The 23801-nt window shown below is 71.3% G+C and carries 18 protein-coding genes; 14 read left to right on the top strand and 4 right to left on the bottom strand.

Translation table 11 applies throughout. The features are described from left to right. Positions 1-5: 5 nt before the first annotated feature. The 8 genes from DFR74_RS22315 to proB all read left to right on the top strand — a co-directional run bounded on the left by DFR74_RS22315 (position 6) and on the right by proB (position 9168). On the top strand, positions 6-404 hold the full coding sequence (locus DFR74_RS22315) for a DUF4233 domain-containing protein (protein WP_067512380.1): 399 nt from the start codon (positions 6-8) through the stop codon (positions 402-404). A gap of 91 nt (positions 405-495) precedes the next feature. Continuing rightward, positions 496-1380 carry a hypothetical protein gene (locus DFR74_RS22310; RefSeq protein WP_067512378.1) on the top strand — a complete coding sequence of 295 codons (885 nt, stop codon included), beginning with the start codon at positions 496-498 and terminating at the stop codon, positions 1378-1380. Positions 1381-1437: 57 nt separating this feature from the next. Further along, a complete protein-coding gene (gene ndk, locus DFR74_RS22305) occupies positions 1438-1854 on the top strand; it encodes a nucleoside-diphosphate kinase (RefSeq protein ID WP_067512376.1) in 417 nt (138 codons plus the stop codon). 519 nt (positions 1855-2373) lie between these two features. Then, positions 2374-5502 carry a translation initiation factor IF-2 N-terminal domain-containing protein gene (locus DFR74_RS22300; protein ID WP_113975241.1) on the top strand — a complete coding sequence of 1043 codons (3129 nt, stop codon included), beginning with the start codon at positions 2374-2376 and terminating at the stop codon, positions 5500-5502. A gap of 297 nt (positions 5503-5799) precedes the next feature. Continuing rightward, positions 5800-6111: a 50S ribosomal protein L21 gene (rplU, locus tag DFR74_RS22295; RefSeq protein WP_067511568.1), complete on the top strand. Its 312-nt coding sequence runs from the start codon at positions 5800-5802 to the stop codon at positions 6109-6111. 22 nt (positions 6112-6133) lie between these two features. Then, positions 6134-6397 carry a 50S ribosomal protein L27 gene (gene rpmA / locus DFR74_RS22290; RefSeq protein WP_067511569.1) on the top strand — a complete coding sequence of 88 codons (264 nt, stop codon included), beginning with the start codon at positions 6134-6136 and terminating at the stop codon, positions 6395-6397. A gap of 124 nt (positions 6398-6521) precedes the next feature. Beyond that, positions 6522-7979, top strand: a complete 1458-nt coding sequence (gene obgE / locus DFR74_RS22285) for a GTPase ObgE (RefSeq protein ID WP_067511663.1) — start codon at positions 6522-6524, stop codon at positions 7977-7979. Between the two features lie 88 nt (positions 7980-8067). Next, on the top strand, positions 8068-9168 hold the full coding sequence (gene proB / locus DFR74_RS22280) for a glutamate 5-kinase (protein WP_067511664.1): 1101 nt from the start codon (positions 8068-8070) through the stop codon (positions 9166-9168). A gap of 347 nt (positions 9169-9515) precedes the next feature. Here proB and DFR74_RS22275 read toward each other — a convergent pair whose 3' ends face one another. Beyond that, a complete protein-coding gene (locus tag DFR74_RS22275; protein WP_067511570.1) occupies positions 9516-10775 on the bottom strand; it encodes a hypothetical protein in 1260 nt (419 codons plus the stop codon). Next, positions 10772-11146, bottom strand: a complete 375-nt coding sequence (locus DFR74_RS22270; protein WP_067511571.1) for a hypothetical protein — start codon at positions 11144-11146, stop codon at positions 10772-10774. The genes DFR74_RS22275 and DFR74_RS22270 overlap by 4 nt, the downstream gene beginning before the upstream one ends. A gap of 517 nt (positions 11147-11663) precedes the next feature. Between DFR74_RS22270 and DFR74_RS22265 the strand changes: the two genes are divergently transcribed. The 3 genes from DFR74_RS22265 to DFR74_RS22255 are packed head-to-tail and all read left to right on the top strand — an operon-like array spanning position 11664 to position 14788. Beyond that, a complete protein-coding gene (locus tag DFR74_RS22265; RefSeq protein WP_170160786.1) occupies positions 11664-12998 on the top strand; it encodes an FAD-dependent oxidoreductase in 1335 nt (444 codons plus the stop codon). Then, on the top strand, positions 12991-13968 hold the full coding sequence (locus DFR74_RS22260; protein ID WP_067511573.1) for a 1-aminocyclopropane-1-carboxylate deaminase/D-cysteine desulfhydrase: 978 nt from the start codon (positions 12991-12993) through the stop codon (positions 13966-13968). Before DFR74_RS22265 ends, DFR74_RS22260 begins: the two co-directional genes overlap by 8 nt. Continuing rightward, positions 13934-14788 (top strand): prolipoprotein diacylglyceryl transferase family protein, encoded by an 855-nt coding sequence (locus DFR74_RS22255; protein ID WP_170160785.1) that lies wholly within the window; start codon positions 13934-13936, stop codon positions 14786-14788. The genes DFR74_RS22260 and DFR74_RS22255 overlap by 35 nt, the downstream gene beginning before the upstream one ends. Positions 14789-14801: 13 nt before the next feature. Here DFR74_RS22255 and DFR74_RS22250 read toward each other — a convergent pair whose 3' ends face one another. Next, positions 14802-15737: a polyprenyl synthetase family protein gene (locus DFR74_RS22250; protein ID WP_195125793.1), complete on the bottom strand. Its 936-nt coding sequence runs from the start codon at positions 15735-15737 to the stop codon at positions 14802-14804. A gap of 255 nt (positions 15738-15992) precedes the next feature. Next, positions 15993-16700, bottom strand: a complete 708-nt coding sequence (locus DFR74_RS22245) for an ESX secretion-associated protein EspG (protein WP_067511576.1) — start codon at positions 16698-16700, stop codon at positions 15993-15995. Between the two features lie 205 nt (positions 16701-16905). Between DFR74_RS22245 and DFR74_RS22240 the strand changes: the two genes are divergently transcribed. From DFR74_RS22240 to DFR74_RS22230, 3 genes are read left to right on the top strand one after another with little or no spacing between them, the layout of a single operon-like run. Further along, complete coding sequence (locus tag DFR74_RS22240) at positions 16906-19623, top strand: phosphoenolpyruvate synthase (protein WP_084537947.1); 2718 nt, start codon at positions 16906-16908, stop codon at positions 19621-19623. Beyond that, complete coding sequence (locus DFR74_RS22235) at positions 19613-23347, top strand: AMP-binding protein (protein WP_232331838.1); 3735 nt, start codon at positions 19613-19615, stop codon at positions 23345-23347. The genes DFR74_RS22240 and DFR74_RS22235 overlap by 11 nt, the downstream gene beginning before the upstream one ends. Continuing rightward, a complete protein-coding gene (locus tag DFR74_RS22230) occupies positions 23344-23613 on the top strand; it encodes an acyl carrier protein (protein WP_067511577.1) in 270 nt (89 codons plus the stop codon). Before DFR74_RS22235 ends, DFR74_RS22230 begins: the two co-directional genes overlap by 4 nt. Positions 23614-23801 lie beyond the last annotated feature (188 nt).

The following is a 23801-nucleotide window of genomic DNA, read 5'->3' as shown; positions in this document are numbered from 1 at the left end:
TGAGCATGAGTGAGCCCGAGGGCACGGCGCCCGCCCCGCCCGATCCCTGGAAGGGCCTGCGCGGCGTGATGGCGGGCACCTTGGTGCTCGAATCGATCGTGGTGCTGCTGGCCCTGCCCGTGGTGGCCGACGTCGGCGGCGGCGTCACCTGGTTCTCCGGCACCTACCTGGTGGTGCTGGCGGTGCTGATGATCCTCGGCGCCGGTCTGCAGCGCCGCCCGTGGGCGTTGTCGTTCAATCTCGGCCTGCAAGTGCTGTTGCTGCTCGGCGCGTTCATCCACCTGTCGATCGGCATCATCGGCCTGCTGTTCGTCGCGGTCTGGGCGTTCATCCTGGTGCTGCGCACCGACGTGAAACGCCGCATGGACAAAGGAATGCTGCCCAGCCAGCGCATGGGCCGCTGAGGGCGACGGTACTGCTAGAGTTTCGGCGGTACCTTCCCCCTGGCGGATCCCCGCGCCGAGCGTGCTCGGCCGACTTCTCCGGAGATTCGCCATGTCCGACTTCGTGATTCGTCCTTTCCGCCGCGACGACCGCGATCACCTCACCCGCCTGGTCGACCGGCACATCGCCGCCGTGAATCCCGGCGCCTCCGTCTCGGTCAACACCGTGCTCAGCCGCATCGAGCGGCGGCCGGAGGAGACGATCCTCGACCCGTGGGTGATCGAACGGATGACCTTGGTCGCCGAACAGCGCGGGGTGATCGTGGCCGCCGCGCACCTGCTGCGCTACGGCGATGACGCCCGCGTCTCGGGCGATTACCGCGACGCCGCGGCGATCGAATGGTTCCTCGCTCCCGTCGGCGCCGACGAACAAGCCGCGGCCGACGGTGTGATGACCGCCTGCCTCGCCCAGTTCGCGCGCTGGCGCTCGGCACACCGCTGGTACGACGGCAAGCTGCCCGCGCCGGCCGTCTACGGGTTACCCGACCAGTGGCCGCACCTGCGCGCCCTGCTCGACCGCACCGGGTGGGTGCGGGTGGAGGACCCGGTCACCGAGATCGTGCTGGTGGCCGCCACCCGCGATCTGCACCACCCTGACCGCGCCGACCTGACGGTGCGGCGGTCGATGGGGGAACTCGGCACCGTCTTCACGGCCTGCCGCGGCGACACCCGGGTCGGCGCGCTCGAGATCGACACCGATCTGACCCCGCCCGAACGGATCTCGCGCGGCGGCGGCTGGGCCGACGTGTGCGACGCCGAGGGCGAACCCGACGTGCTGCGCTGGTTGTTCGGCCGGGTCGCCGACTGGTTGCGCCTCGGCGCGATCGACCGCCTGCTGGACTACCGCTACCCCGGCGAGCCCGGTCTCCCGCTGCTGCTCGAGTGCGGATTCACCGAACTCACCAGAATCGAGCGCGGCTGGCGGCACCCGGGCTGAGACCGGTCGAGGGCACTCGCTCGTGGTCTGTAACGGGGGGCCGTTACGCTGTGGCCCGTGACTGAGCAGACGTTGGTACTCATCAAGCCGGACGGCGTGTCGCGCGGACTGGTCGGCGAGGTGCTGGCCCGGATCGAGCGCAAGGGCCTGACGATCGCGGCCCTCGAGCTGAAGAACGTATCCGACGAGGTGGCGCGCGAGCACTACGCCGAGCACGCCGAGAAGCCGTTCTTCGGGTCGCTGATCGAGTTCATCACCTCCGGACCGGTCGTGGCCGCCGTGCTCGAGGGCCCGCGCGCCATCGCCGCGTTCCGCCAGCTGGCGGGCGGCACCGACCCGGTCGAGAAGGCCGCCCCGGGCAGCATCCGCGGCGACTTCGGCCTGGAGACCCAGTACAACCTCGTCCACGGCTCGGATTCGCCCGAGTCGGCCAAGCGTGAGATCGCGCTCTGGTTCCCCGAGTTCCCCGCCTGAGCGCACCCCGACTCCACTCGCCGCGCCGGAAGGTTCCGGCGCGGCGAGTGCACTATCGGCACCCCGTGCCGGCAACACACCCACCCCAGCAACCCCCTGGCATCGCGCCGCTCACGCGCCGATGGCGAGCCGGGCACACACGGTGTGGGATACTGACAGTGGTCGTCATCGATACCGACGGTTCGCGCAGGTACGCGAACGGTGGGTGACGGGGGCGACCGGATGACACCGCGGTTCGATGCCGATCATCGCTGCTACGGAGAGTCACGCCCGAATTGCCGAGGGCGCGGCGCTCCGCGTCGGCACGCTGGATGAACGTGCGTTCCGTGGAGTTCAGCCAACAGCCAGGCGCCGCGTGACCAGTTAGCCCGACCGACGAACGAACAGGTACCGACCGGGCACGCGGTGCGAGACCACAGGACCTCGCGTCGACGGCGCGAGGTGTACGGACAGCGCCCCCGCGTTGGCCGCGTCACTGAATTACCGACAGGGACGCGCCCGGGGGCCCGAGGAGACTTCGTGGCCGATCAAGAGCCGCTGGAAACAACATCACAGGATGCCGATCAATTGCCGGAGCGAATCCGAGTTCACGCACTCGCGAAGCGGCTGGGGGTGACGAGCAAGCGCATTCTGGCCAAGCTCGCCGAACTGGGCGCCGACGCACGCAGCGCGCAATCCAACGTCGACCGGGCCGTCGCGGAATCGGTGCGCGACGCGCTCGCCGCCCCCGAACAGCCCGCCGAAGCGGACGCGCCGACCACCGAGACCCCCGCCGCCGAACCCCCCGCGCACGCCGTGGGCGCCGGGCCGCTGTTCTCCGCGCCGGATCCGGTCTTCGCGCAGGAGACGGTGTACACGCCCGCGGCCGCCGCGCCGCAGCTGTTCACCCACTCCGCGCAGGACGAGCCGCCGGCCCCGCCGGTCTTCGAGGCGCCCGCCGTGGCCGCGCCGCTGTTCCTCCCGCCCGACGCCACCGCCGTGGAGCAGACGCGCAAGCGCCGCCGCGCCGAGCGGGAAGCGCCCAAGCGCGAGGAGCCGCCCGTCGCCGAGACCGACGACGAGCCCGACACCACCGCCGAGGACGACACCGACACCGGCGACGCCCAGGGCGAGGACGGTCAGCCGCGGCGCAGGCGGCGCGGCCGCCGGGGTCGCGGGCGCGGCCGCGGTGAGCAGCAGTCCGACAACGAGTCGGACACCGACGACGAGGACGCCGAATCCGAGGCCGAGGACACCACCCCGGCCGAGGCCGCCGCGACCGACACCGGGGACCAGTCCGACGACGAATCCGACGACGACGCGCTGCCCGAGGGGTCCAGCCGCCGTCGCCGCCGTCGCCGCCGCCGCAAGGTGGGCGGCGAGGGCGCCGAGGAGACGCCGGCCGAGGACGACCCGCCGAACACCGTCGTGCACGAGCGCGAGCCGCGCAACAAGTCGCGCGGCCGGGCCAACGCCGACGAGGTGCAGGGCATCACCGGCTCCACCCGCCTCGAGGCCAAGCGCCAGCGCCGCCGCGACGGGCGCGAGGCCGGGCGCCGCCGCCCGCCGATCCTCACCGAATCGGAGTTCCTGGCCCGCCGTGAGGCGGTGGATCGGGTGATGGTGGTGCGCGAGAAGTCCTTCGCCGACCACCCGACCGCCACCCAGGTGGCGGTGCTCGAGGACAACATCCTCGTCGAGCACTTCGTCACCAACACCGGCCAGGCGTCCATGGTGGGCAACGTGTACCTCGGCAAGGTGCAGAACGTGCTGCCCAGCATGGAGGCGGCGTTCGTCGACATCGGCCGCGGCCGCAACGGCGTGCTGTACGCGGGTGAGGTGAACTGGGAGGCCGCCGGTCTGGGCGGCAAGGAGCGCAAGATCGAGCAGGCCCTCAAGCCCGGTGACCAGGTGCTGGTCCAGGTCTCGAAGGACCCGGTCGGGCACAAGGGCGCCCGGCTCACCACGCAGATCAGCCTGGCGGGCCGCTTCCTGGTGTACGTCCCGGGCGGCACCTCCACCGGCATCAGCCGCAAGCTGCCCGACACCGAGCGCAAGCGCCTCAAGGAGATCCTGCGCGAGATCGTCCCCGCCGACGCGGGTGTGATCATCCGCACCGCCTCCGAGGGCGTCGCCGAGGCCGAGCTGGCCCGCGATGTGGAACGGTTGCAGGCCACCTGGCGCAGCATCGAGGAGCAGGCCGCCAAGGAGAAGAGCGGCGCGCCCAAGACGCTCTACGAGGAGCCCGACCTGCTGGTCAAGGTCATCCGCGACCTGTTCAACGAGGACTTCTCCAAGCTGGTCATCGAGGGCGACCGCGCCTGGAACACCGTCGAGAGCTACATCCGCACCGTCGCGCCCGACCTGCTGGCGCGCGTCGCGCGGCACGAGAACAACGGCGTGGACGTCTTCGAGACCTACCGCATCGACGAGCAGCTGGCCAAGGCGCTGGACCGCAAGGTGTGGCTGCCCTCGGGCGGCACCCTGGTGATCGACCGCACCGAGGCGATGACCGTCATCGACGTCAACACCGGCAAGTTCACCGGTTCCGGCGGCAGCAACCTGGAGGAGACGGTCACCAGGAACAACCTGGAGGCGGCTGAGGAGATCGTGCGCCAGATGCGGCTGCGCGACATCGGCGGCATGATCGTCGTCGACTTCATCGACATGGTGCTCGAGTCCAACCGGGACCTGGTGCTGCGCCGTCTCACCGAGGCGCTGGGCCGCGACCGCACCCGCCACCAGGTGTCCGAGGTGACCTCGCTGGGCCTGGTCCAGATGACGCGCAAGAAGCTGGGCACGGGCCTGGTCGAGGCGTTCTCCAGCACCTGCGAGCACTGCCACGGGCGCGGCATCATCGTGCACACCTACCCGGTGGAGCCCTCGCCCGCCGAGGACGCGCCCGGTCGTCGCGAGAGCGGTTCGCGCCGTCGTCGCGGCAAGGACAAGACCGCGCCCGCGCCCGCCGCCGCGGCGACTCCGGCACCGGCGGCGCAGCCGGTGGAGTCGCCCGAGGAGGAGGCGGCCGTCAAGCGGGCGCATCCGGTGGCGCTGGCGATGGCCGCGCACCACTCGGAGGACGAGGAAGGTGTGGAGGTCGTCACCGCCGAGGACGAGACGGATGTCGCCACGGCGCCGGACGGGGCCGAGGAACGTGCCGAGGCCGTCGTGGCGGTGGAGACCGCCGGCGGGATCGTCCCGGTCACCGAGGCCGACGCCCCCGAGCTCGCGCCCGAACCCGTTCCCGTGCGCGCCGAGGTGGAGGCCGCCGAGGCCGCGATCGCCGCGGCGTCCGAACCCGCGAGTGCGGTGAAGGTCGACGAGCCGGCCGTAAGCAGGCACGGGTCCGCTGCCGCGACACAGGCTCCCGCTGAGCCCGCCCCGGCGACGCAGGCTCCCAGCGAGCCGGCTCCCGCCGCGGCCGGTCACGCCGCCAACGGTGTCTCCGCGTCCCCGCCGCCGCGTCGCCGCCGTGTGGCGCGCTCGGCGTCGGCTCCCGCCGCCGACAGCGCCGGTGCGGTGTTCGTCCTCTCGGGCTCCGAGCCGCCCGCCACCCCGGTGGCCGAGCTCGCCGCGCTCGAGCCGGTGGAGGTGCCCAGGCGGGAGCGTCCGCGGCGTCGTGCCGTCGGCCGCCCGGCCGGGCCGCCGCCCGCGGAATCCGAGGACTGAGGAAGTTCCCGAGGTCCGGCCGGTCTCCGCGGGGGACCGGCCGGACCCGTCTTCCGGCGCGCGGGTCCACCGTGCCCGCCGGAGGACGTTCCGGTGGCCCGGAGGGACCGCATCCGGACCGAATTGGGTCGGGGAGCGGGGGTCTGGTAGCCTTGGTCGGTCGCTGCCTGGCGATGCGCCCGATGCTGCTGAGCAGCAAGGTAAGCGCCCCCGTGCAGCAACCAGCCAAGCCAGTCGCGCCACACCACTGTGGCGTGAGTAAGCACGAGTAGACATTCGAGTGGAGGAAGCCGACCGATGGCAACGTACGCGATCGTCAAGACCGGCGGAAAGCAGTACAAGGTCGCGGTCGGTGACCTGGTGAAGGTCGAGAAGATCGAGGGTGAGGCGGGCGCTTCCGTCGAGCTCTCGCCCGTCCTCGTCGTGGACGGCGCCGAACTGACCACCGACGCGGCCGCGCTGGCCAAGCGTTCGGTGACCGCGGAACTCGTCGAGCAGACCAAGGGCCCGAAGATCCGCATCCACAAGTTCAAGAACAAGACCGGCTACCACAAGCGCCAGGGTCACCGTCAGCCGCTGACGGTCCTGAAGGTCACCGGCATCAAGTAAGACATCCCGAGGAGAAACAGCTATGGCACACAAGAAGGGCGCGTCCAGCTCCCGGAACGGACGTGACTCCAACGCCCAGCGACTCGGCGTCAAGCGTTTCGGCGGCCAGGTCGTCAAGGCGGGCGAGATCCTCGTCCGTCAGCGTGGCACCCACTTCCACCCCGGCGTGAACGTCGGTCGCGGCGGCGACGACACCCTGTTCGCCCTGGCGGCGGGCTCGGTGCAGTTCGGCAGCAAGCGCGGTCGCAAGACCATCAACATCGTCGTCCCGGAGCCGGTGGCCTGACCGCCAGGTAGCCACTCCGGACACAGCCGAGCGGGTCAGGGTAGACGCCCTGACCCGCTTTCGCGTTCTCGTGGCGCCGCGCGCCGCCGACGAACGACCAGCCCAGAAGGAGGATGATTCGACCATGTCGAAGTTCATCGATCGCGTCGTGTTGCACGTACGTGCCGGAAAGGGCGGTCACGGATGCGCCTCGGTGCACCGCGAGAAGTTCAAGCCGCTCGGCGGTCCCGACGGCGGCAACGGCGGCAACGGCGGCGATGTGATCCTCGAGGTGGACCCGAACGTCCACACCCTGCTGGACTTCCACTTCCACCCGCACGCCAAAGCGGGCAACGGCAAACCGGGCGAGGGCGGCAACCGCGACGGCAAGACCGGCGGCGACCTGCTGCTCAAGGTGCCCGACGGCACGGTCGTGCTGGGCCAGGACGGCGAGATCGTGGCCGATCTGGTCGGTGCGGGCAACCGGTACATCGCCGCTCGCGGCGGGCGCGGCGGGCTCGGCAACGCCGCGCTGGCCTCCAAGGCGCGCAAGGCCCCCGGCTTCGCCCTGCTCGGCGAGGAGGGGGAGGAGCGCGACCTCGTCCTCGAACTCAAGTCGGTGGCCGATGTCGGCCTGGTCGGCTTCCCCTCGGCGGGCAAGTCCTCGCTGGTGTCGGTGCTCTCGGCGGCCAAGCCGAAGATCGCCGACTACCCGTTCACCACGCTGGTGCCGAACCTGGGCGTGGTCGCCAGCGGCGACACCACTTTCACCGTCGCCGACGTGCCGGGTCTCATTCCGGGTGCGAGCGAGGGCCGCGGGCTCGGGCTGGACTTCCTGCGCCACCTGGAGCGCTGCGCGGTGCTCGCGCACGTGGTGGACTGCGCCACCCTAGAGCCCGGTCGCGACCCGGTGTCCGACGTGGACGCCCTGGAGGCCGAGCTGGCCGCCTACAAGCCCGCGCTCTCCGCCGACGCCGGCCTCGGCGATCTGGCCGACCGCCCGCGCGTGGTGATCCTCAACAAGATCGACGTGCCCGACGCCGCCGAGCTGGCCGAGATGGTCACCCCCGAGTTCGCCGAGCGCGGCTGGCCGGTGTTCGAGATCTCGGCGGTGAGCCGGGCCGGGTTGCGCCCGTTGACCTTCGCGCTGGCCGATCTGGTGCGCGAGTACCGCGAGGCCCACCCGAAGGCGGCGCCCAAGCGTCCGGTGATCCGCCCGATCGCGGTGGACGAGACCGGATTCAGTGTCATCGCCGATCCCGACGAGCCGGGCGGTTTCATCGTGCGCGGCACCCGGCCCGAACGCTGGGTGCGCCAGACCCAGTTCGACAACGACGAGGCCGTCGGCTACCTCGCCGACCGCCTGGCCCGCCTCGGCGTGGAGGACGAACTGGTGCGCCTCGGCGCCGAACCCGGTGCGCCGGTGACCATCGGCGACGTCACGTTCGACTGGGAGCCGCAGATCTCGGCGGGTGTGGACATGGTGCCCACCGGCCGCGGCACCGACGTGCGCCTGGAGCAGACCGACCGGGTGAGCGCCGCCGAGCGCAAGCACGCGTCGCGGGTGCGGCGCGGACTGGTCACCGAGGACGGGGATTCGTGAAGGACGCGGTGCGAACCGCGGTGTTACGGGGAGTTTCGTTGTGACGGAGGTCGATTCCGCACTGGCGCGAGCTGTTTCGCCCGAGGGGCTGAGCGAGGCGCGCCAGGCGATCGCGGCGGCGCGCCGCGTGGTGGTCAAGATCGGGTCGTCGGCGCTGACCAGTTTGAAGGGCGGTCTGGACACCGAGCGCCTGGACCGGCTGGCCGACGCCGTGGAGGCGCGCATGCGGGCCGGTTCGGACGTGGTGGTGGTGTCCTCGGGCGCCATCGGCGCCGGGATCGCGCCGCTCGGATTGTCCAGCAGGCCAAGGGACCTGGCGACAAAGCAGGCTGCGGCCAGCGTGGGTCAGCTGGCCCTGGCGCACGCCTGGGGCACCTCCTTCACCCGCTACGGGCGCACCGTCGGCCAGGTGCTGTTGAGCGCCGACGATTTCGCGCGCCGCGAGCACCACCGCAACGCCCAGCGCACCCTGGACCGGCTGCGATCGCTCGGCGCGGTGGCCGTGGTCAACGAGAACGACACGGTGGCCACCGAGGAGATCCGTTTCGGCGACAACGACCGGCTCGCCGCCCTGGTCGCCCACCTGGTGGGCGCGGACGCGCTGTTCCTGCTCTCCGATGTGGAGGGGCTCTACGACGGCGACCCCCGCAAGGGTGCGGCGAATTTCATTCCCGAGGTGCGCACCAGCGCCGATCTGGACGGTGTGATCGCTGGCAGCGGCGGCGCGCTCGGCACCGGCGGCATGGCGTCGAAGCTGTCGGCCGCGCGGCTCGCGGCCGACGCGGGCGTGCCGGTGCTGCTGGCCGCCGCCGAACAGGCCGCGACCGCGCTGTCGTCGGGCACGGTGGGCACCGCGTTCGCCGCCCGCCCGGTCCGCCTGTCGGCCCGCAAGTTCTGGGTCCGCCACGCCGCCGACAGCCGGGGCGCGCTGGTGCTCGACGAGGGCGCGGTGCAGGCCGTCGCCCACCGCCGCCGCTCGCTGCTCGCGGCGGGGATCATCGGCGTCAAGGGCCGCTTCTACGGCGGCGACGTGGTGGATCTGCTCGCCGCCGACCACCGCCTGGTGGCGCGCGGCGTCGTCGAGTACGACAGCACCGAGCTGTCCACCATGCTCGGCCGCTCCACCACCGAACTCCCCGACACCATGCAGCGCCCCGTCATCCACGCCGACGACCTCGTCAAGGTCTGAGGCACGGAACCTGTTGCCGGGCAACGGGTTCCGCTCGGAGCGGATGTGGCCGACGCCCCGGTGAGGCGATCCTTGGCGCGCGTCGCCTACAACGGCGGGGCGCTGATCGTGCATCGGCGCAGTGCCTGGCGGCGCGCGCGGAGGAAGGACGACGACCTGCTCACCGAGGTCGGCCTCGACCGGCCTGAGATGCGCGCCGAGCACTATCGCACGAACTGTCCGGCGGTCAGCGCAGGCGACGATCACCGTGATTGTCGCGCCGCAGTCCGACCACCCGTGACCGTTTCGCGCTCTCGACCCAGAGGTTCGGTCTGCGGCGCGCTACGACGCCGGGGCGTCCGCGTGCGTCACACCGTGCCGGGTTGTGGGATGACGCCCGGTTGGTCGGTGTGGGAGGAGCCCTCGGCGGTGCCGGGGATCGGGCCGGTGACGCCGGGTTGGCCGCCCGGGTCGAGGGGGTGGGTTTCGCCCGACGGTGGGGACTGCTGGTCCGGGGGTGGGGCGGGTTCGGGCGCCGGGGCCTCCTCGGTGGGTGCCGGAGGTTCCGGTGGTGCCGGTGCGTCGGTGGGTGCGGGGGCCTGCTGGGTCGGCGGTGCCGGGGGCTCCTCCGTAGGGGCCGGAGTTTCCGGTACCTCGCTTGGTACGGGGGCCTCCTCCGTGGGCGCGGGAGCCTCCTGCGTGGGCGGTGCCGGACTCTCCTCGGTGGGCACCGGTGCCTCGCTCGGTGCGGGAGCTTCCTGCGTGGGCGCCGGTGTCTCCGAGGGAGACGGCGCGGGAGATTCGGTGGGAGCCTGCTGCGTCGGCGGTGCCGGACTCTCCTGCGGAGCGGGCGTTCCCTCCTCGGGCGGCGTGTCCCCGGACGAGGGCGGCGTTTGCTGAGTCGGCGCCTGTCCTTCCTCCGGCGTCCGCCCGCCCTCACCGGGCGCTTGACCGTTCTCGCCGGGAGCCTCCGGCGTCTGCCCATTCGCACCGGGCGACGACGGCGAATCCTGCGGCACCGGAACGTATTCCGCACCCGGCGCCTCCGGCTGCGGCGCGTAGTCCGGCGGCGGCACGGTGCCCAGATCGGCCACCGCGGGCGGCTCCGGCAGCGCGGGCACACCGGTCCCCGCCAGGGTGTAGGCGGGTTTGTAGATCATGTTCATGGCGAGCACGGCCTCTTGCCGCAGCGCCTCCTGCGCCATCTGCGCGTCGATGACGTTCGCCGCCTCCAGCAGCTGGGCGATGGCCCCGATCGGCCCCGACCCGCCGGGCGGCACCACGGCCAGTTTCACCGCCTCCGCGGCGGCGGCCACACCGCCGAGCCGCGCGCCCACCTCGCCCATCACCGCGCTCAGTTCCTCGACGGCGGCGGCGAAGCTGCGGGTGCTGGCGTAGGCGGCCTCGGCGGCCGCGCCCTCCCACGCCATCCCGTTCATCACGCGGTCGGCGCTGGTGCGGGTGAGCGGCATGGAGGTGGCCAGCGTGGCCGCCACCTCGAGCCAGGCGGTGGAGGCGCGCAGGATCTCGCCGGCGTCGATCTGCTGGGTCTTGGCGTGGATCTCCTCGTGCGGCATCGACTCGAAGTGCTCCATCGAGTTGATGTAGACGGGATCGGTGCCGGTCATCGCGGCAACCTCGCCTCGACGGCGCGCAGCGCCGCCGCGCTCGCGGCATCGGCCTCCTCGTAGAGTCCCGCGCTGATCAGGAACGCCTCCTTCATCCGGTAGGCGGCCTCGATGTAGTGGTCGAGCAGGGCGGCGGCGTCGCGCGCCTTGTGCCCGTACCCGGCCTGCAACTGCTGGGCGGAGACGAATCCGCCGAAGCCGCGCAGTTCTGACACCGATTCCAGCCGCTGCTGCAAATGGATCAGCCGGTCGGCCTGATGCTCGTACATCGCGGCGCAGCGCCGCGCCGCCTCGGGATCGAACGTGACGGTGCCTGCCTGCGCTTGCTGCTTGAACCGCGCGATATCGGCTCGGCTGTTCTCGATCGTCATGCGCACCCCCGGGGCTCGGTCGGTCCGACCCAGATTAACCGGTGCCGGCGACACCGGTGGGTGGCAGTCGCGGCCACACTGCGTCCGGCGGGCGTCGCGTTCACGGGGGTCGGCAGTCGACATGCGCTCGCCGAGCAAGAGGGGGCTCTGGCTCATGAAGGCTCGTGAGCCGGTGCATGGTGGTCGAAGGCACTGGTTCGCATAGTGTTCGGGCGCTCCTCGACTGGAGCGCCAGGTCCGATAGCGCGAATGTTGCTTCCTGGCAACCGGATATGCGGGATGGGAACTTCCGCGTGTTCGCCACACTGTTGCCCACGATTAACGGCGAGATCACAGTTCAGTGGTAACGCGCTGTGTCGCAGGGCAATTCATGTCGGTGGTGCGTTGCGTCGGCCGATGGTTATCTCGGTCATAGATCGCCCACCCGGCTGGCCGCGGAAGACCGGCTGTGACATTTTGTCAGCACACACCCGTCCGCCCGGGCGTCCTCCCGGGGGCATGTCAGCTCGGAGAGACGATGCGTATCGGAAAAGTCTTTGTCGTCGGGAGCGGTATCGCGGGGTTGTCGCTGGCAGCGGCAATGTCTCCGCATGCGGGCGAGGTCATCGTCGTCGAGCGTGACGCCGAGCCCGAAGGCCCTCGTCGCCGCCCGGGAGTGCCGCACGCGGCCCTGACCCACACGCTGATGGAGGGCGGACTGCGCGCCTTCTCCGAGTTGTTCGGTGACTTCCTCGGCGACCTCGCCGAGGACGGTGTGGTGCCACTGTCCATGTCCGCCGATCTCGCTTGGTGGACTTATCACGGCTGGGCCCACCGCCTCGACAATGCGCACAGGTTGCTCTCCTGCTCGCGGCCGTTGCTGGAATGGCGCATCCGTCGAATCGTCGCCGCATTGCCGAATGTCGAATTCCGATACCACACTCGGGTGACGGGTCTGCTCGCCCGGGGGGACGCGCGAGTGCACGGTGTCCGCACCGCCGACGGCGGCGAGCTCACCGGGGCGGACCTGGTGGTCGATGCCACCGGCCGGCACGCCCGCGGCGTCACCTGGTTGAAGGAACTCGGCATCGGGGAGCCGGAATCAACAGTCGTCGACATCGGATCGGGCCACACCAGCGTCCGGTTCCACGGGCCGTTGGCATTGGCCGATCCCTGGCGGGGAATAGTTCTGCAATCGGCGCCACATACCAGCAGGCGCGGCCAAGTGCTTCCGATCGAGAACGGTGAATGGTTGCTCACTGTCGTCGGATGTCTGGGCGATCGCCCGCCCGCCGACTTCGAGGGCGTCCGCGAGTTCAGTGCGGGCTTGGCCGACCCTGTGCTCGGCCGTGTGCTCGAAGCAGTGGACCCGATCGAGGTGGCAGGCTTCCGTCCCACCGGCAACCGCCGTTTCGAGTTCGATGCTCTCCCGGTGTGGCCGGATGGTTTCGTTGTCGTCGGGGACGCCGCATGTCACTTCAATCCCGTATACGCCCAAGGCATGACGGTCGCGGCGCAGACAGCGCTGAGTCTGCGCGACATGATCCTGCGCGCTGGGCTCGGCCCGGGCAGCGGGCGCGCCCTACAGGCCCGGGTCACCTCGGCGGGTGAAGTCGCCTGGCTCACCGCGACGGGTGTCGACCAGGGGCTGTTGGCCGGCGACGCGCACCGTCCGGACTTGCGTGGGCGGTATCTGCAGCGCGTGATGAACCTCGGTCGCGTCGACGCGGGAGCCCAAGCGGCCGCCCTGGATCTGCTCACGCTCTGTGGTTCGCCGTCCGCCTTGTTCGGGCCGCGGGTGCTTCGCGCGCTGCCGAGGCGGATTCCCGCGATCCCGCGTCCGCGCATCCTGAAGGACGACGGTGATGACTGACTCGCGCTTGCACAGCCGTTGCGGCCTGTCCCCGGAAATCGTTCGGGCGGACGCCGGGAGTCCTACGCCGGTCCGGCGGCTGTCGGGGGACGGTCTATGGCTGAAGGACGACGGCGTCTACGGCTGCTACTACGGTGGAAACAAGCTGCGCAAGCTCGAATGGCTGCTGCCGGCCGCGGCGCGCGGTGGTGCGCGGGTGTTGTGCACGGCGTCGGCAGCGGGAGCGGCCCACGGCTTGGCCACTGCGGCCGCCGCGCGGCGGGTGGGCATCACCACCCACGTCGCGGTGGTGGACCAGCCGCCGAGTCCGGAGGTCGACGAGCAGATGGCGCGACTCCGGCGCGTCGCCACCGTGCACCACACACGCACTGTGCGCCGGACGTATCTGGCCGCGCCCGCGATCTTCGCGGCGGCGGCGAGCCGGCACCGGAGCAGGCCACGGATCATTCCGGCGGGCGGCTCCTCGGTCCGGGGAATGCTCGGGTACGTCGAAGCGGGGTTGGAGCTGGCCGAACAGGTCCGGGCGGGCGCGTTGCCCTGCCCGGACCGCGTGGTCCTGCCCGTCGGAACCGGCGGCACCGCCGCGGGCCTGGCGACCGGCCTGCACCTGGGCGGGCTGTCCGCCACGGTCATGGGCGTGATCATCAACGATCGACCCCGTTGTGACGAGCGGCGGCTTCGCCGGTTGCTGGTGCAGTGTCACCGGTTCCTGCGCGCTCACGGCGTCGGAATGCCGGAGGGGACGCCGCACGTGGAACTCAGGGACGAGTGGCTGGGAGCGGGATACGGGCATCCGACCGCGTCGGGGACGGCCGCCGTGGCCCGCGCGGCCGGTGATGACGGTGTGTCGTTGGACCCGGTGTGCTCGGGCAAAGCGTTCGCCGCGGCGCGCGAGTTGGCCGGCGAGGCGAATGTGCTCTTTTGGAACACCTTCGATGCGCGTGCCGCCGAGTTCTTCCCCGGAGACTGAGGGAGCGACGATGCTGGATACCTCCGCTCAGCCGGAGAACCGCCTCGAAACTGTCATCCGGCGGGCTCACGAGATCACGGGTACCCGATATCACCCCTATTTCGCGCTCAACGATATCGGGGCCGCGGTCTGCGCGCTGCTCGCCTTCGGTATGGGTGCGTTATGGCTGGATGATCACCGATGGCGCTTACCGATTCTCGCGGTCGCCGTGTTCTATTTTCCCGTGTACCCGATTCTGCTCTGGGCGAAGGAGCGTTATTGGGGACTGGCGGCGCGGTCCTACTTGACCGATATGGTGGTGGTGCTCACGCCGATTTTTCTCGCGCTCGTCGTCGCCACCGGCGTGCCGTGGCGTGTCGCGGTTACTTTTCTGGGCCTCTGCTTTCCGCTGGCGGCATGCTTCGCGCGCACTGGCTGCCTGCTGAGCGGCTGTTGCTACGGCCGCCCCGCGCCGGGTCGGCGGGGGCCGCTCATTGTGCGGTATCGGCGGGAGACGCAGCGACCGGCCGACCAATGGTGGCGAAAGGTGAGCGTCGGAGAGTCGGCCACGACCCCGGTGCACGCCGTCCAGGTCTGGGACATTCTCACCAATCTCGCCCTGCTTCTAGCGATCTCGGCATGGGTCGTTGTGCGCGCGGAGCCCACTCCTGAGGCGCTGCCCGCCTACTTGTCGGGGTACGCGACGGTGCGCTTCGTACTGGAGCGGTATCGCGGGCACCGGCACACGACGCGGCTCGGATACCTGAGTCACGCGCAGGTGGTGTGCCTCGCCGTGGTCGCGGCCTCGGCGGGGCTGCTGTGGTCCTTCGCTCACGTGTGACGCGACGTGGCGCTCAGTGCCACCGCTCGATCAGGGTCACCAGGGCTCGCAGGTCGCCCAGTCGGTCCGGGGGCGAGCCGAGCCGTACCAGCAGGTCGCGTGCGCTGTCGCAGTGCTGGCGCAACAGCGCCTCGGCGTGACGGCGGCCACCGGCGCGCTCGACCAGGTCCGCCAGATCCACGGTCTCTTCGATGCAGGCGGCAGACGGGGTCGCGTACCTTCTGCGGAGCTCCCGACCCGCTGCGGTGTCGGAGCACAACGCCGCCACCACCGGCACGGTCTTCTTCCGGCGAACCAGATCGGTGTGCGCACGCTTGCCGGTGGCGGCCGGATGCGCCCAGATCCCGCGCAGATCGTCGGCGATCTGGTAGGCGAGGCCGACGTGGGCGCCGAACCGGCGCAGGATGTCGACCTGGCGCTCGGTGCCGCCCGCGGTCCGGCCGCCCAGCGCACACGCGGCTTCGAGCAGGGCGCCGGTCTTGCCGGCGGCCATGCGCAGGCACGCTTCGATGTCCACATCCGATTGCTGCTCGAAGGTGAGGTCGGCGGATTGGCCTTCGCAGAGGGTGCGCAGCGCGCGGGTCAATGTCGAAGTGGCCGCTGGTGCGCGTTCGGCGAGGAGGTCGACCGCGAGCGCGAACAGTGCGTCGCCCGCGAGAATCGCCGGGCCTACCCCGAATTCCGCCCAGACGGCGGGCCGGCCGCGGCGCATTTCGTCGGCGTCCATGACGTCGTCGTGAATGAGCGTGAAATCGTGAGCGAGTTCAACCGAAACCGCGGCGGCGAGCACCGCGTCGGTGTGGCCGGAACAGCCGGGTACGGTGCGCGCGGAGGCGATGACCAACGCGGGACGGATAGCCCGCCCACCGGTTTTCGAGGCGCCGGCCGTATGCCATCCGCGGTGCTGTCCGACAATTTCCGCCAGTGCGCTCGGCAGGGTTTCGACCACGGTGCGGTAAACGGGCTCGAACAGGCTCCGCGCCTCGCCGAGGACCGAGTCGGCAGTCGGTCTGTCCGCGGAAACGAGATTCGGAGAATTCTGCACGATACCGCCTTACCATCCGCACGAAATCATTCGCAGTCTAAGGGCGGATCATATGGTCCGCACGGCGGCGACCGGGGTCCGGCGGAATTTCGTGAGGTACGCGACAATTCGGATGAATTATTCGCGTTCGGGCCGGCGGAGACGAGCGGCTCCGCGGTATCAGCGGGCTTGCGCCGGAATGCGTTTCTGCAGCTGAGCGGCGATCTGGTCGGGTGAGGCGGGCACCACGCGCACGGTGTCATCCGCCTTGATCAGGTAGCGCCCGTCGTCGCGAACGTCGATCCAGGTGTAGTGGACGGGCGTGGGCGGCTCGTCGCGGTCCAGCCGCGGTTCGATGCGGATGTGCCCTTCGGCGGTGTGCGGTTTGAGCAGCAGCCTGCGAATGGAGGTGGCGCCGTTGCGGCTGACGGCCTCGGTGTCGCGCACGGCGGCCGAGTCGGCGGCGCGGGCGGGTTCGCGGCCCGCGGGGGCGGTGGGCAGCAGCGCGGCGATCCGGTGGCCCAGCTTGCCGACGTGCCCGATGGACAGGTGGATGCCCCCGCCGAAATCGGGTCGCTTCCCGGGTTCCTGCACGGCCAGCACGGCGCGGTCGTAGACGGCGCAAGCCAGCAGTCGCAGTTCGCTGCCCGGCGTGTGCCCGCCGCCGATGACGACGATCCTGGTGTGCGGTGCGGCGAGGATGCGCAGGCACGCGGACAGGTCGGGGTCGCCGCCGAGGGGCAGTCGCTCGGCGAGCTGCCTGCGCAGGGCCTCGGCGTCGTGCTCGGTGCGCGGCGTCTCCAGGATGCGCAGCGGGAACGGGTGGCGATCCACCTCGGTCTCCCGCCAGACATGGGCGAACTCGTCCGGGGTGAACGTCCAACCCACGCCGAATCACTCCTTACCGAACCCACGAACTGACCGCAGCATAACGGTGCCGCGCGCCGCGCGACGAACTGTCTGTGAACTGGTACCACATGTTTGACGGCTAACGTCACGGCCAAATCTCGGATATATCCAGACAAGCCCTGATTTCCCGCGCGCGGTGAGTATCCCGTTCCGGCGCGCTGAGCAGGGTCGACGGGAGAGATGCGTGCAGGTACTCGGTTCGTGGAACGACAGCTCGACGATCGGCCCGCTGGCGGGCGGCAAGGCGCGCGGACTGCACAGGGTGCACAACGGCGGTTTCCGGGTGCCCGAATGGGTGGCGCTCGGCACCGACGTGTTCGCGGCCTTCGCCGCCGAGAGCGGGGTGGACGCCGCGATCGCCGAGTTCGCGCGGATCGAGGACCAGGACCGCGCGGTCGCCGCGTCCGCGGAGCTGCGTGCCGCGATCACCGCCGCACCGCTGCCCGCCGCGTTGCGGGAGTTGATCGACCGCGCGTACGCCGACCTCGGCGGCGGCCCGGTGGCGGTGCGCTCGTCCACGGTGGCCGAGGACGGCGACGCCCACTCCTACGCGGGACAGTTCGACTCGTTCCTCAACGTGAACGGCGCCGACGCGGTGGCCGACCGGGTGCGTGACTGTTGGGCGTCGGCGTTCTCGGAACGGTCCACCCGCTACGCGTTCGCGCGCGACCTGCCGCGCGGCGGAGCGCCCGCGGTGGTGGTGCAGCGGCTGGTGTCGGCGCGGGTGAGCGGCGTGTTGTTCACCGCGAACCCGAGCACCGGCGCGTCCGACGAGATGGTCGTCAGCGCGGTGTACGGGCTCGGGGAGGGTCTGGTGTCCGGCGCGGTCGACGCGGACACCACGGTGGTGGACAAGGATTCGGGCGTCGTGCTCGACACCGTGGTCGGCGACAAGGAGCGCAGCTACACACCCGGGGCGGAGCAGGGCTGCGCGATCGCTGACGTCGACGCCGCCGCGCGCGGTGCCGCCGCGCTCACCGACGCGGAGCTCGCCGAACTGGTGGAGCTGGGCCGCAAGATCGAAATCGTCTGCGGCGCACCGCAGGACGTGGAGTGGGCGATCGACGACGTGGGGGTCTGGGTGCTCCAGTCCCGCCCGATCACCACCCCGCTCGCGCCCGCCCGGCGCGCGGCGGCGCTGTTGCGCGGCGCGGGTGAAACGCTGGCGCCCGGGGAGATGCGCATCTGGGACAACTCCAACATCATCGAAAGCTTCAGCGGCATCACGTCTCCGCTCACCTACACCACGGCGGCCGACATCTACGGCCGCGTATATCGCGGCTACGCCGAGTCTTTGCGGGTACCACCCGCGCAGGTGCGCCAGACCGAGGCGTGGACTCCCGTGCTGCTCGGCTACTTTCACGGCCGGGTCTACTACAACCTGCTGCACTGGTATCGCATGGTCGGCATCGCGCCCGGCTATCCGCTCAACCGCAAGGTGCTCGAGGCGGCGCTCGGCGTCGACGAACCGCTGCCCGATGAGATCGCGAAGACGTTGCGGCCCTTCACTTTCCGCAACCCGATCGCCAAGGCGCGCTCGCGGGCGGTGACCACGGTGACCTACCTGCGCCGCCTGTTCGGCATCGACGCGCTGGTGGAGCGGTTCCTCGACGAGTTCTACCGCGTGTACGACCGCTACGACGCCCTCGACTACGCGAACCTCTCCGGCGAGCGGGCCTACACGGCCTACCGCGAGGTGGATCGCGACCTGGTGCGACGCTGGGGCCCGCTGATGGTGCTGGACGCGATTCTGCTCACCTGCACCGGCGCGCTCTACATCCTCACCAAGCTCTTCCTGCCCAAGGCCCCGGAGTGGTTCCTGTACGCGGTGGTGGGTCCGGGCTCCGACGTGGAGTCGGCCGAACCCGCCCGCGCCATGACCGCGCTGGCCCGCTCGGTGCACGCCGATCCGGCGCTCGCCGAGCTGGTGCGCACCACCCCGCCCGGCGAGATGTGGGCGAAGCTGGACGACTATCCCGCCTTCCGCGCCGAGGTCGACGCCTATCTCGATCGCTACGGCTACCGCAGCCTGGACGAACTCAAGCTCGAGACCCCCGATCTGCGCGAGGACCCGTCCGGGCTGTTCATCATGCTGCGCAGCGCGCTCGGCCGGGTGGGCGAGGCCGCGCCCGACGACCGGCGCGGCGACGCCGAGGACTACCTGAACGCGCACCTGGGCGGCGTCCGGCGCCGCGTCTACGAGCGGTTGCGCGCCAAGGTGTCGCGGTGCGCCGCCCACCGCGAACGGCTGCGCTTCTGCCGCACCAGGGCGTTCGGCATGGTCAAGCGGATGATCCGCGCCATGGGCCGCGATCTGGTGGCGCGCGACGTGCTCGACGAGTTCGGCGACGTCTTCTACCTCACCGTGCACGAACTGCGCGGCTGCTACGAGGGCGCGGACACCGCCGCGCTGCGCGGTCTGGTCGCGGCCCGCAAGGCGCGGCGCGGTCCGGACGCCGAACTGGTCGCGCCCGCCCGTTTCGTCACCCACGGCGACGCCTTCGGCCGGGCCGAACTGGCCGAGCAGGGTTGGGTGCCGATCACCGACACCCCGGCCGCGACCGCGGGCACCGTGCTGGAGGGCACCCCTTCGGCGGCGGGCGTCGTGGAGGGCGCGGCGGTGGTGGTGGACGAGCCGAGTGACGTCGCGGGCGGCATCCTGGTGGCCTACCGCACCGATCCCGGGTGGGTGGCGGCGCTGCCCTCGGCGTCGGCGCTGGTGATCGAGCGCGGCAGCCCGCTCACCCACGTCGCGATCGTGGCGCGCGAACTGGGCGTCCCGACGGTCGTGCAGGTCCGCGACGTCACGAGAAAGATACGGACCAGTATGCGGATTCGGGTCGACGGGACCGCGGGAACGGTTACTGTGCTGTCCGAAGGAGATCACGGCGATGGCACCTGACAAAGACGTTGCGGCCGTTCGGGATTGGTTGCTGCATCCGGCCGCCGACACCGGTGTGCATCTGGCCGACGAAGCCGACGGCTGGGCATTCCGCGGTTATCCCGAATTGGCGGACCAGGCGTGGTCGATCGCCGCGCTCATGCGCGCGCACGGACTCGACAGCGGGGGTGGCGCCTGCGTCATCATGCCCACCGGCTTCGCCTGTACCGCCGCGTTCTACGCGGTGTGGGCGTGCGGCGGGGTGTTCACCCCGATCGCGCCGCCGATGTTCGGCGATCTCGAGCAGATCATCGCGCACATCGCGTCCATCCTGGCGGTCGCCGAACCGCAACTGGTGGTCACCTCGCCGGAGTTCGAGGACCTGGTGCGCCGTGCGGCGACGGCGGCGGGACGCACCGACGAACCGCTGGTGATCGGCCCGGACCTGCCCGACCCGCCCGCCGACCGGGTGCTCGGTGAGCCGGACGAGTGCGCACTGCTGCAATTCACCTCCGGCTCCACGGGCACGCCGCGCGGCGTACGGGTGAGCTGGCACAACCTGGCCAATAACGTCGCGATGATCTCCCGCCTCATCGACTGGCGGCCGGGCGAGGCGATGGTGTCGTGGCTGCCGCTGTACCACGACATGGGATTGGTGGGCGCGTTCCTGACCACCGTCACCAACCAGGGCGACCTGTACCTGATGCGGCCCGACCAGTTCGTCCGCGACCCGGCGCGCTGGCTGCGCGCCATGGCGCACGCCCAGCACTCGCCCTCGCCGTCGTTCGCGCTCGGCTACGTCGCGCACCGGGTCCGGCCGGAGGAGATCGAGGAACTGGACCTGTCGGGCTGGCGCACGCTGGCCGTCGGCTCCGAACCGGTCGAGGTGGCCGACCTCCAGTCCTTCGCCGCGCTCACCGGCCCGCGCGGGTTCTCGATGCCGGCCTACACCCTGGCTTACGGCTTGGCGGAGGCCACGCTCATGGTGACCTCGTCGGCGCGGAACCGGCCGATCACCGCCCTGCGGCTGGACACGCCCACTCTGCGTTTCGGGGAGCCGGTCGGCGTGCTGGCCGAGGAATTCCTCGACGACCGGCGCCGGGTGGAGGGCGCGGGCTGGATCACCGGCCTCGGCTACTCCACGCCGGAGTCGACTGTGCTCGCCGTCGATGAGGACGGGCGCGAGCTGCCCGACGGTGTGCTGGGCGAACTGGTCGTCGTCGGCGATTCGGTGGCGATGGGCTACACGGGCGATTCGGCGACCGCCGCCACCCGCCTCGCGGACGGCAGGCTCTACTCCGGCGACGCCGGATTCCTGCACCGCGGTGAGGTGTTCGTGCTCGGCCGCATGGGCACCAGCCTGAAGGTGCGCGGCCGTTCGGTGTTCATGGAGGACGTGGAATCGCGCGTCGCCCGCGAAACCGGCATCACCAAAGGCAAATTGGCGGCCGTCGCGCTCACCGACGTGGGCGCGCCCGGCATCGCGCTGTTCGCCGAGGCGCCCTCGGGCGAGTGGATCGGCAAGGCCCGCAAGATCATTCGCGGCGAGCTCGGTCCGGCGGCCGCCATCACGATCGTCACCGGTCCGCGCGGCACCATCCGCCGCACGTCCAGCGGGAAGCCGCGCCGCCGTCACCTGTGGCAGCTGTTCCGCGACGGTGGGCTCACCGGTGTGGAGGTGCACGAGGCCGACGGGACCTCGGCGCTGACGCATCCGGCAGACGCGAAAGCCACCTCGGCACAACGAGATTCGATTGTGATCGGCGTGTCCAGCGATGCGCCGGGCGGCACGGCGGCCGGGGCGCACAGCGAATCCGGGTCCGCCGACGACCTGCCCACCCCCGCCTTGCCGCGCGAGCGGATCGAGCAGCTGCTCGACGGTGCGCTGGAAAGCGTTGTCGTACCGGCTGATTCGGCCGTGCTGTTCGAGGGCTCGCTCGCGGAGGGGTTCGGCAACGAGGGCTCCGACGTGGACTTCCTGGTGGTGGCCCCCGGCGACGAGCAGTTGCCGACGCTGCCGACGGTGCTGTTCATCGATGGCCGCCGGGTGGAGGTGCGCACCCGGTCGCTCGCGCAGCTGCGCGGCCAACTGGAGCGCGCGGCCCAGGCGGACCCGTCCGCGCTGGACGAGGACCTGCTCAACCGCTGTCAGCGCTTCCTGCGCGCCACCGTGGTCCGATCCGGCGCGGTGGACCTCGCGGGACTGCGGGAGATCCTGCCGCACCGGGTGTTCCGCGATGTCGTCGCCGACTGGTGGGCGGCGCGCGCCACCCAGGCCCTGCGCTACGCCGTCGCGCTGCGGGCGCTGCGCGCCGAGGACGAGGCGATCGAATGGGCCCGCGACGGACTCACCCAGGCGGTGAAGGCGTGGGCGGCACGGCAGGGCGAGACCTATGTCGAGACGAAATGGCTGCCGCGCCAACTGGATCGGCTCGGTGGCCCGTTCGCCGACCGGTACCGGGACCTGAGCGACCCGGCCGCCTGGACGGTGGACGATCGAGACCTGGGTGATCTGCCGTCGAGTGTGGATCGGTTCGCCGACAGCCGACGCGTGGGCGGCGAGAGCTCCGACGGCCGGCGCGCGGACGGCGGGGGTTCTGTCGACCGGCGCGACGGCGAGGAGCATTCCGACGGTCGACGCGACGGCGAGGAGGGTTCCGACGGCCGCCGTGATCCGCAGGGCGGTTCCGGCATCCTCGGCGCGGCCAAGGCACGCGCCCTCGCCGCGAACACCACTTGGGACGAATTCTGGTCGCTGGTGGCCGATCTCGGCATCACCGACGTCGCCGACGATCCGCACCGGGTGCTGTTCGCGCGCCGTCCCGGCGTGACGACGTGGACCATCGGCGGGCGCGTGCACGTCCTGCGCGACGACGCCGAGGTGTTCGTACTCTCCGCCGAGGCTGTCACCGCGTGGCGCTCGGTGGTCTTCAAGCACTCCGTGCGCGACGTGCTCGCCCGCGCCCCGCGCGATATCGCGCCCGACCTGGCCGAATTCGTGCGTCTGGGCCTGGTCGGCCTGCAATGGCGCGGTGCGGAAGTGATCCGCCCGGCGCTCGCCATGTGCAAGGTCGCCGCGCCCTGCACGCCCGTCCCCGGCGCGTACGCGCCCGCGCTCGGGCTCACCGGCGCGGCCCGCGACGACGCGGCCGTCGCGACGCTCTGCCCGCTGCCCGCGCGCCGGTTCACCGAGTGCGCACTGAATCTGGTGTGGTCGAATATCGTGCTGGAGAACGCCAGGGAGGATCTGGCGGGCGCGGTCAAGGACGCCCAGGGCGGTGTCGCCGACATCTCCGCGCACCGGCTGGTCGCCATGGCGGTGCGAGTCCTGCTGTCCGCCTTCGGTATTCACCCGCTGCCCGCCGACGTGTCCCCGGCCGCAACCGTAGCGCGCCTGCTGCCTCCGCACGCGTCCGGTCGCGCGGAGGTGCTGGCACTGCTGGATTCGGCACGGCGCGTGCGGTTCTCGCACCTGCTCGCCGCCGGTGGTGACACGTCCTCGGCGCTGGCCACGCTGGACGATTTCGTGGCGCTGGTGCGCCGGGTGGCGGGCGGGGCCGACGCCGCCGTCGTGTTCCCGGCCTCGTTCGATTCGCGCGACCAGTGGCGGCGCACCCTGGCCATCGGCTACGACTGGCTGCGCCTGGCCTCCTACCTGAACACCGACCTGCCCCTCGACGAGGCCCGCGACCTGCTCACCAGCGGCGGCCAACAGCCTCACCTGCGTGAAAGCGAGGCGACATGACCGCCGACACCGCCACCGCCGTACGCCGCCTGGTCCTGGCCATGGCCCCCGAACCGCCGGCCGAACTCGCCGACGACCACCGCCTCATCGAGGACCTCGGCTTCGACTCGCTGCGCCTCATGGAACTCACGGTCGTCCTCGAACGCGCCTTCGACCTCCCCAGACAACGCCCCGAGGACCTGGCCGGCGTCCTGCGCGTCGGCCAGGTCATCACCCTGGTCGACCGCGCGAGCGCCGCCCGCCCCACCAGCGAGGTGCCCTCATGAGCCCCGCGCACCGGTTGACCGAGCTGAGGCGGAGCGCACCTCGGACCCAAGGCGCGATGTCGGCGTGCGGCGGGACTGCCGCCGGAGCGACCACCCGACCGGCGTCCGGTCCGCGCGCGACTGCCGAATCCCGCCCCACCCGAGCCGTCCGGACCGTGCGGCGCAGCGCGGCCTACTACGTCGGGGAG

It is taken from the genome of Nocardia puris, from assembly GCF_003315035.1.
Lineage (GTDB): Bacteria > Actinomycetota > Actinomycetes > Mycobacteriales > Mycobacteriaceae > Nocardia > Nocardia puris.
Note: the sequence above shows the minus strand (reverse complement) of the source record. Positions and strands in the feature narration are given on the sequence as shown.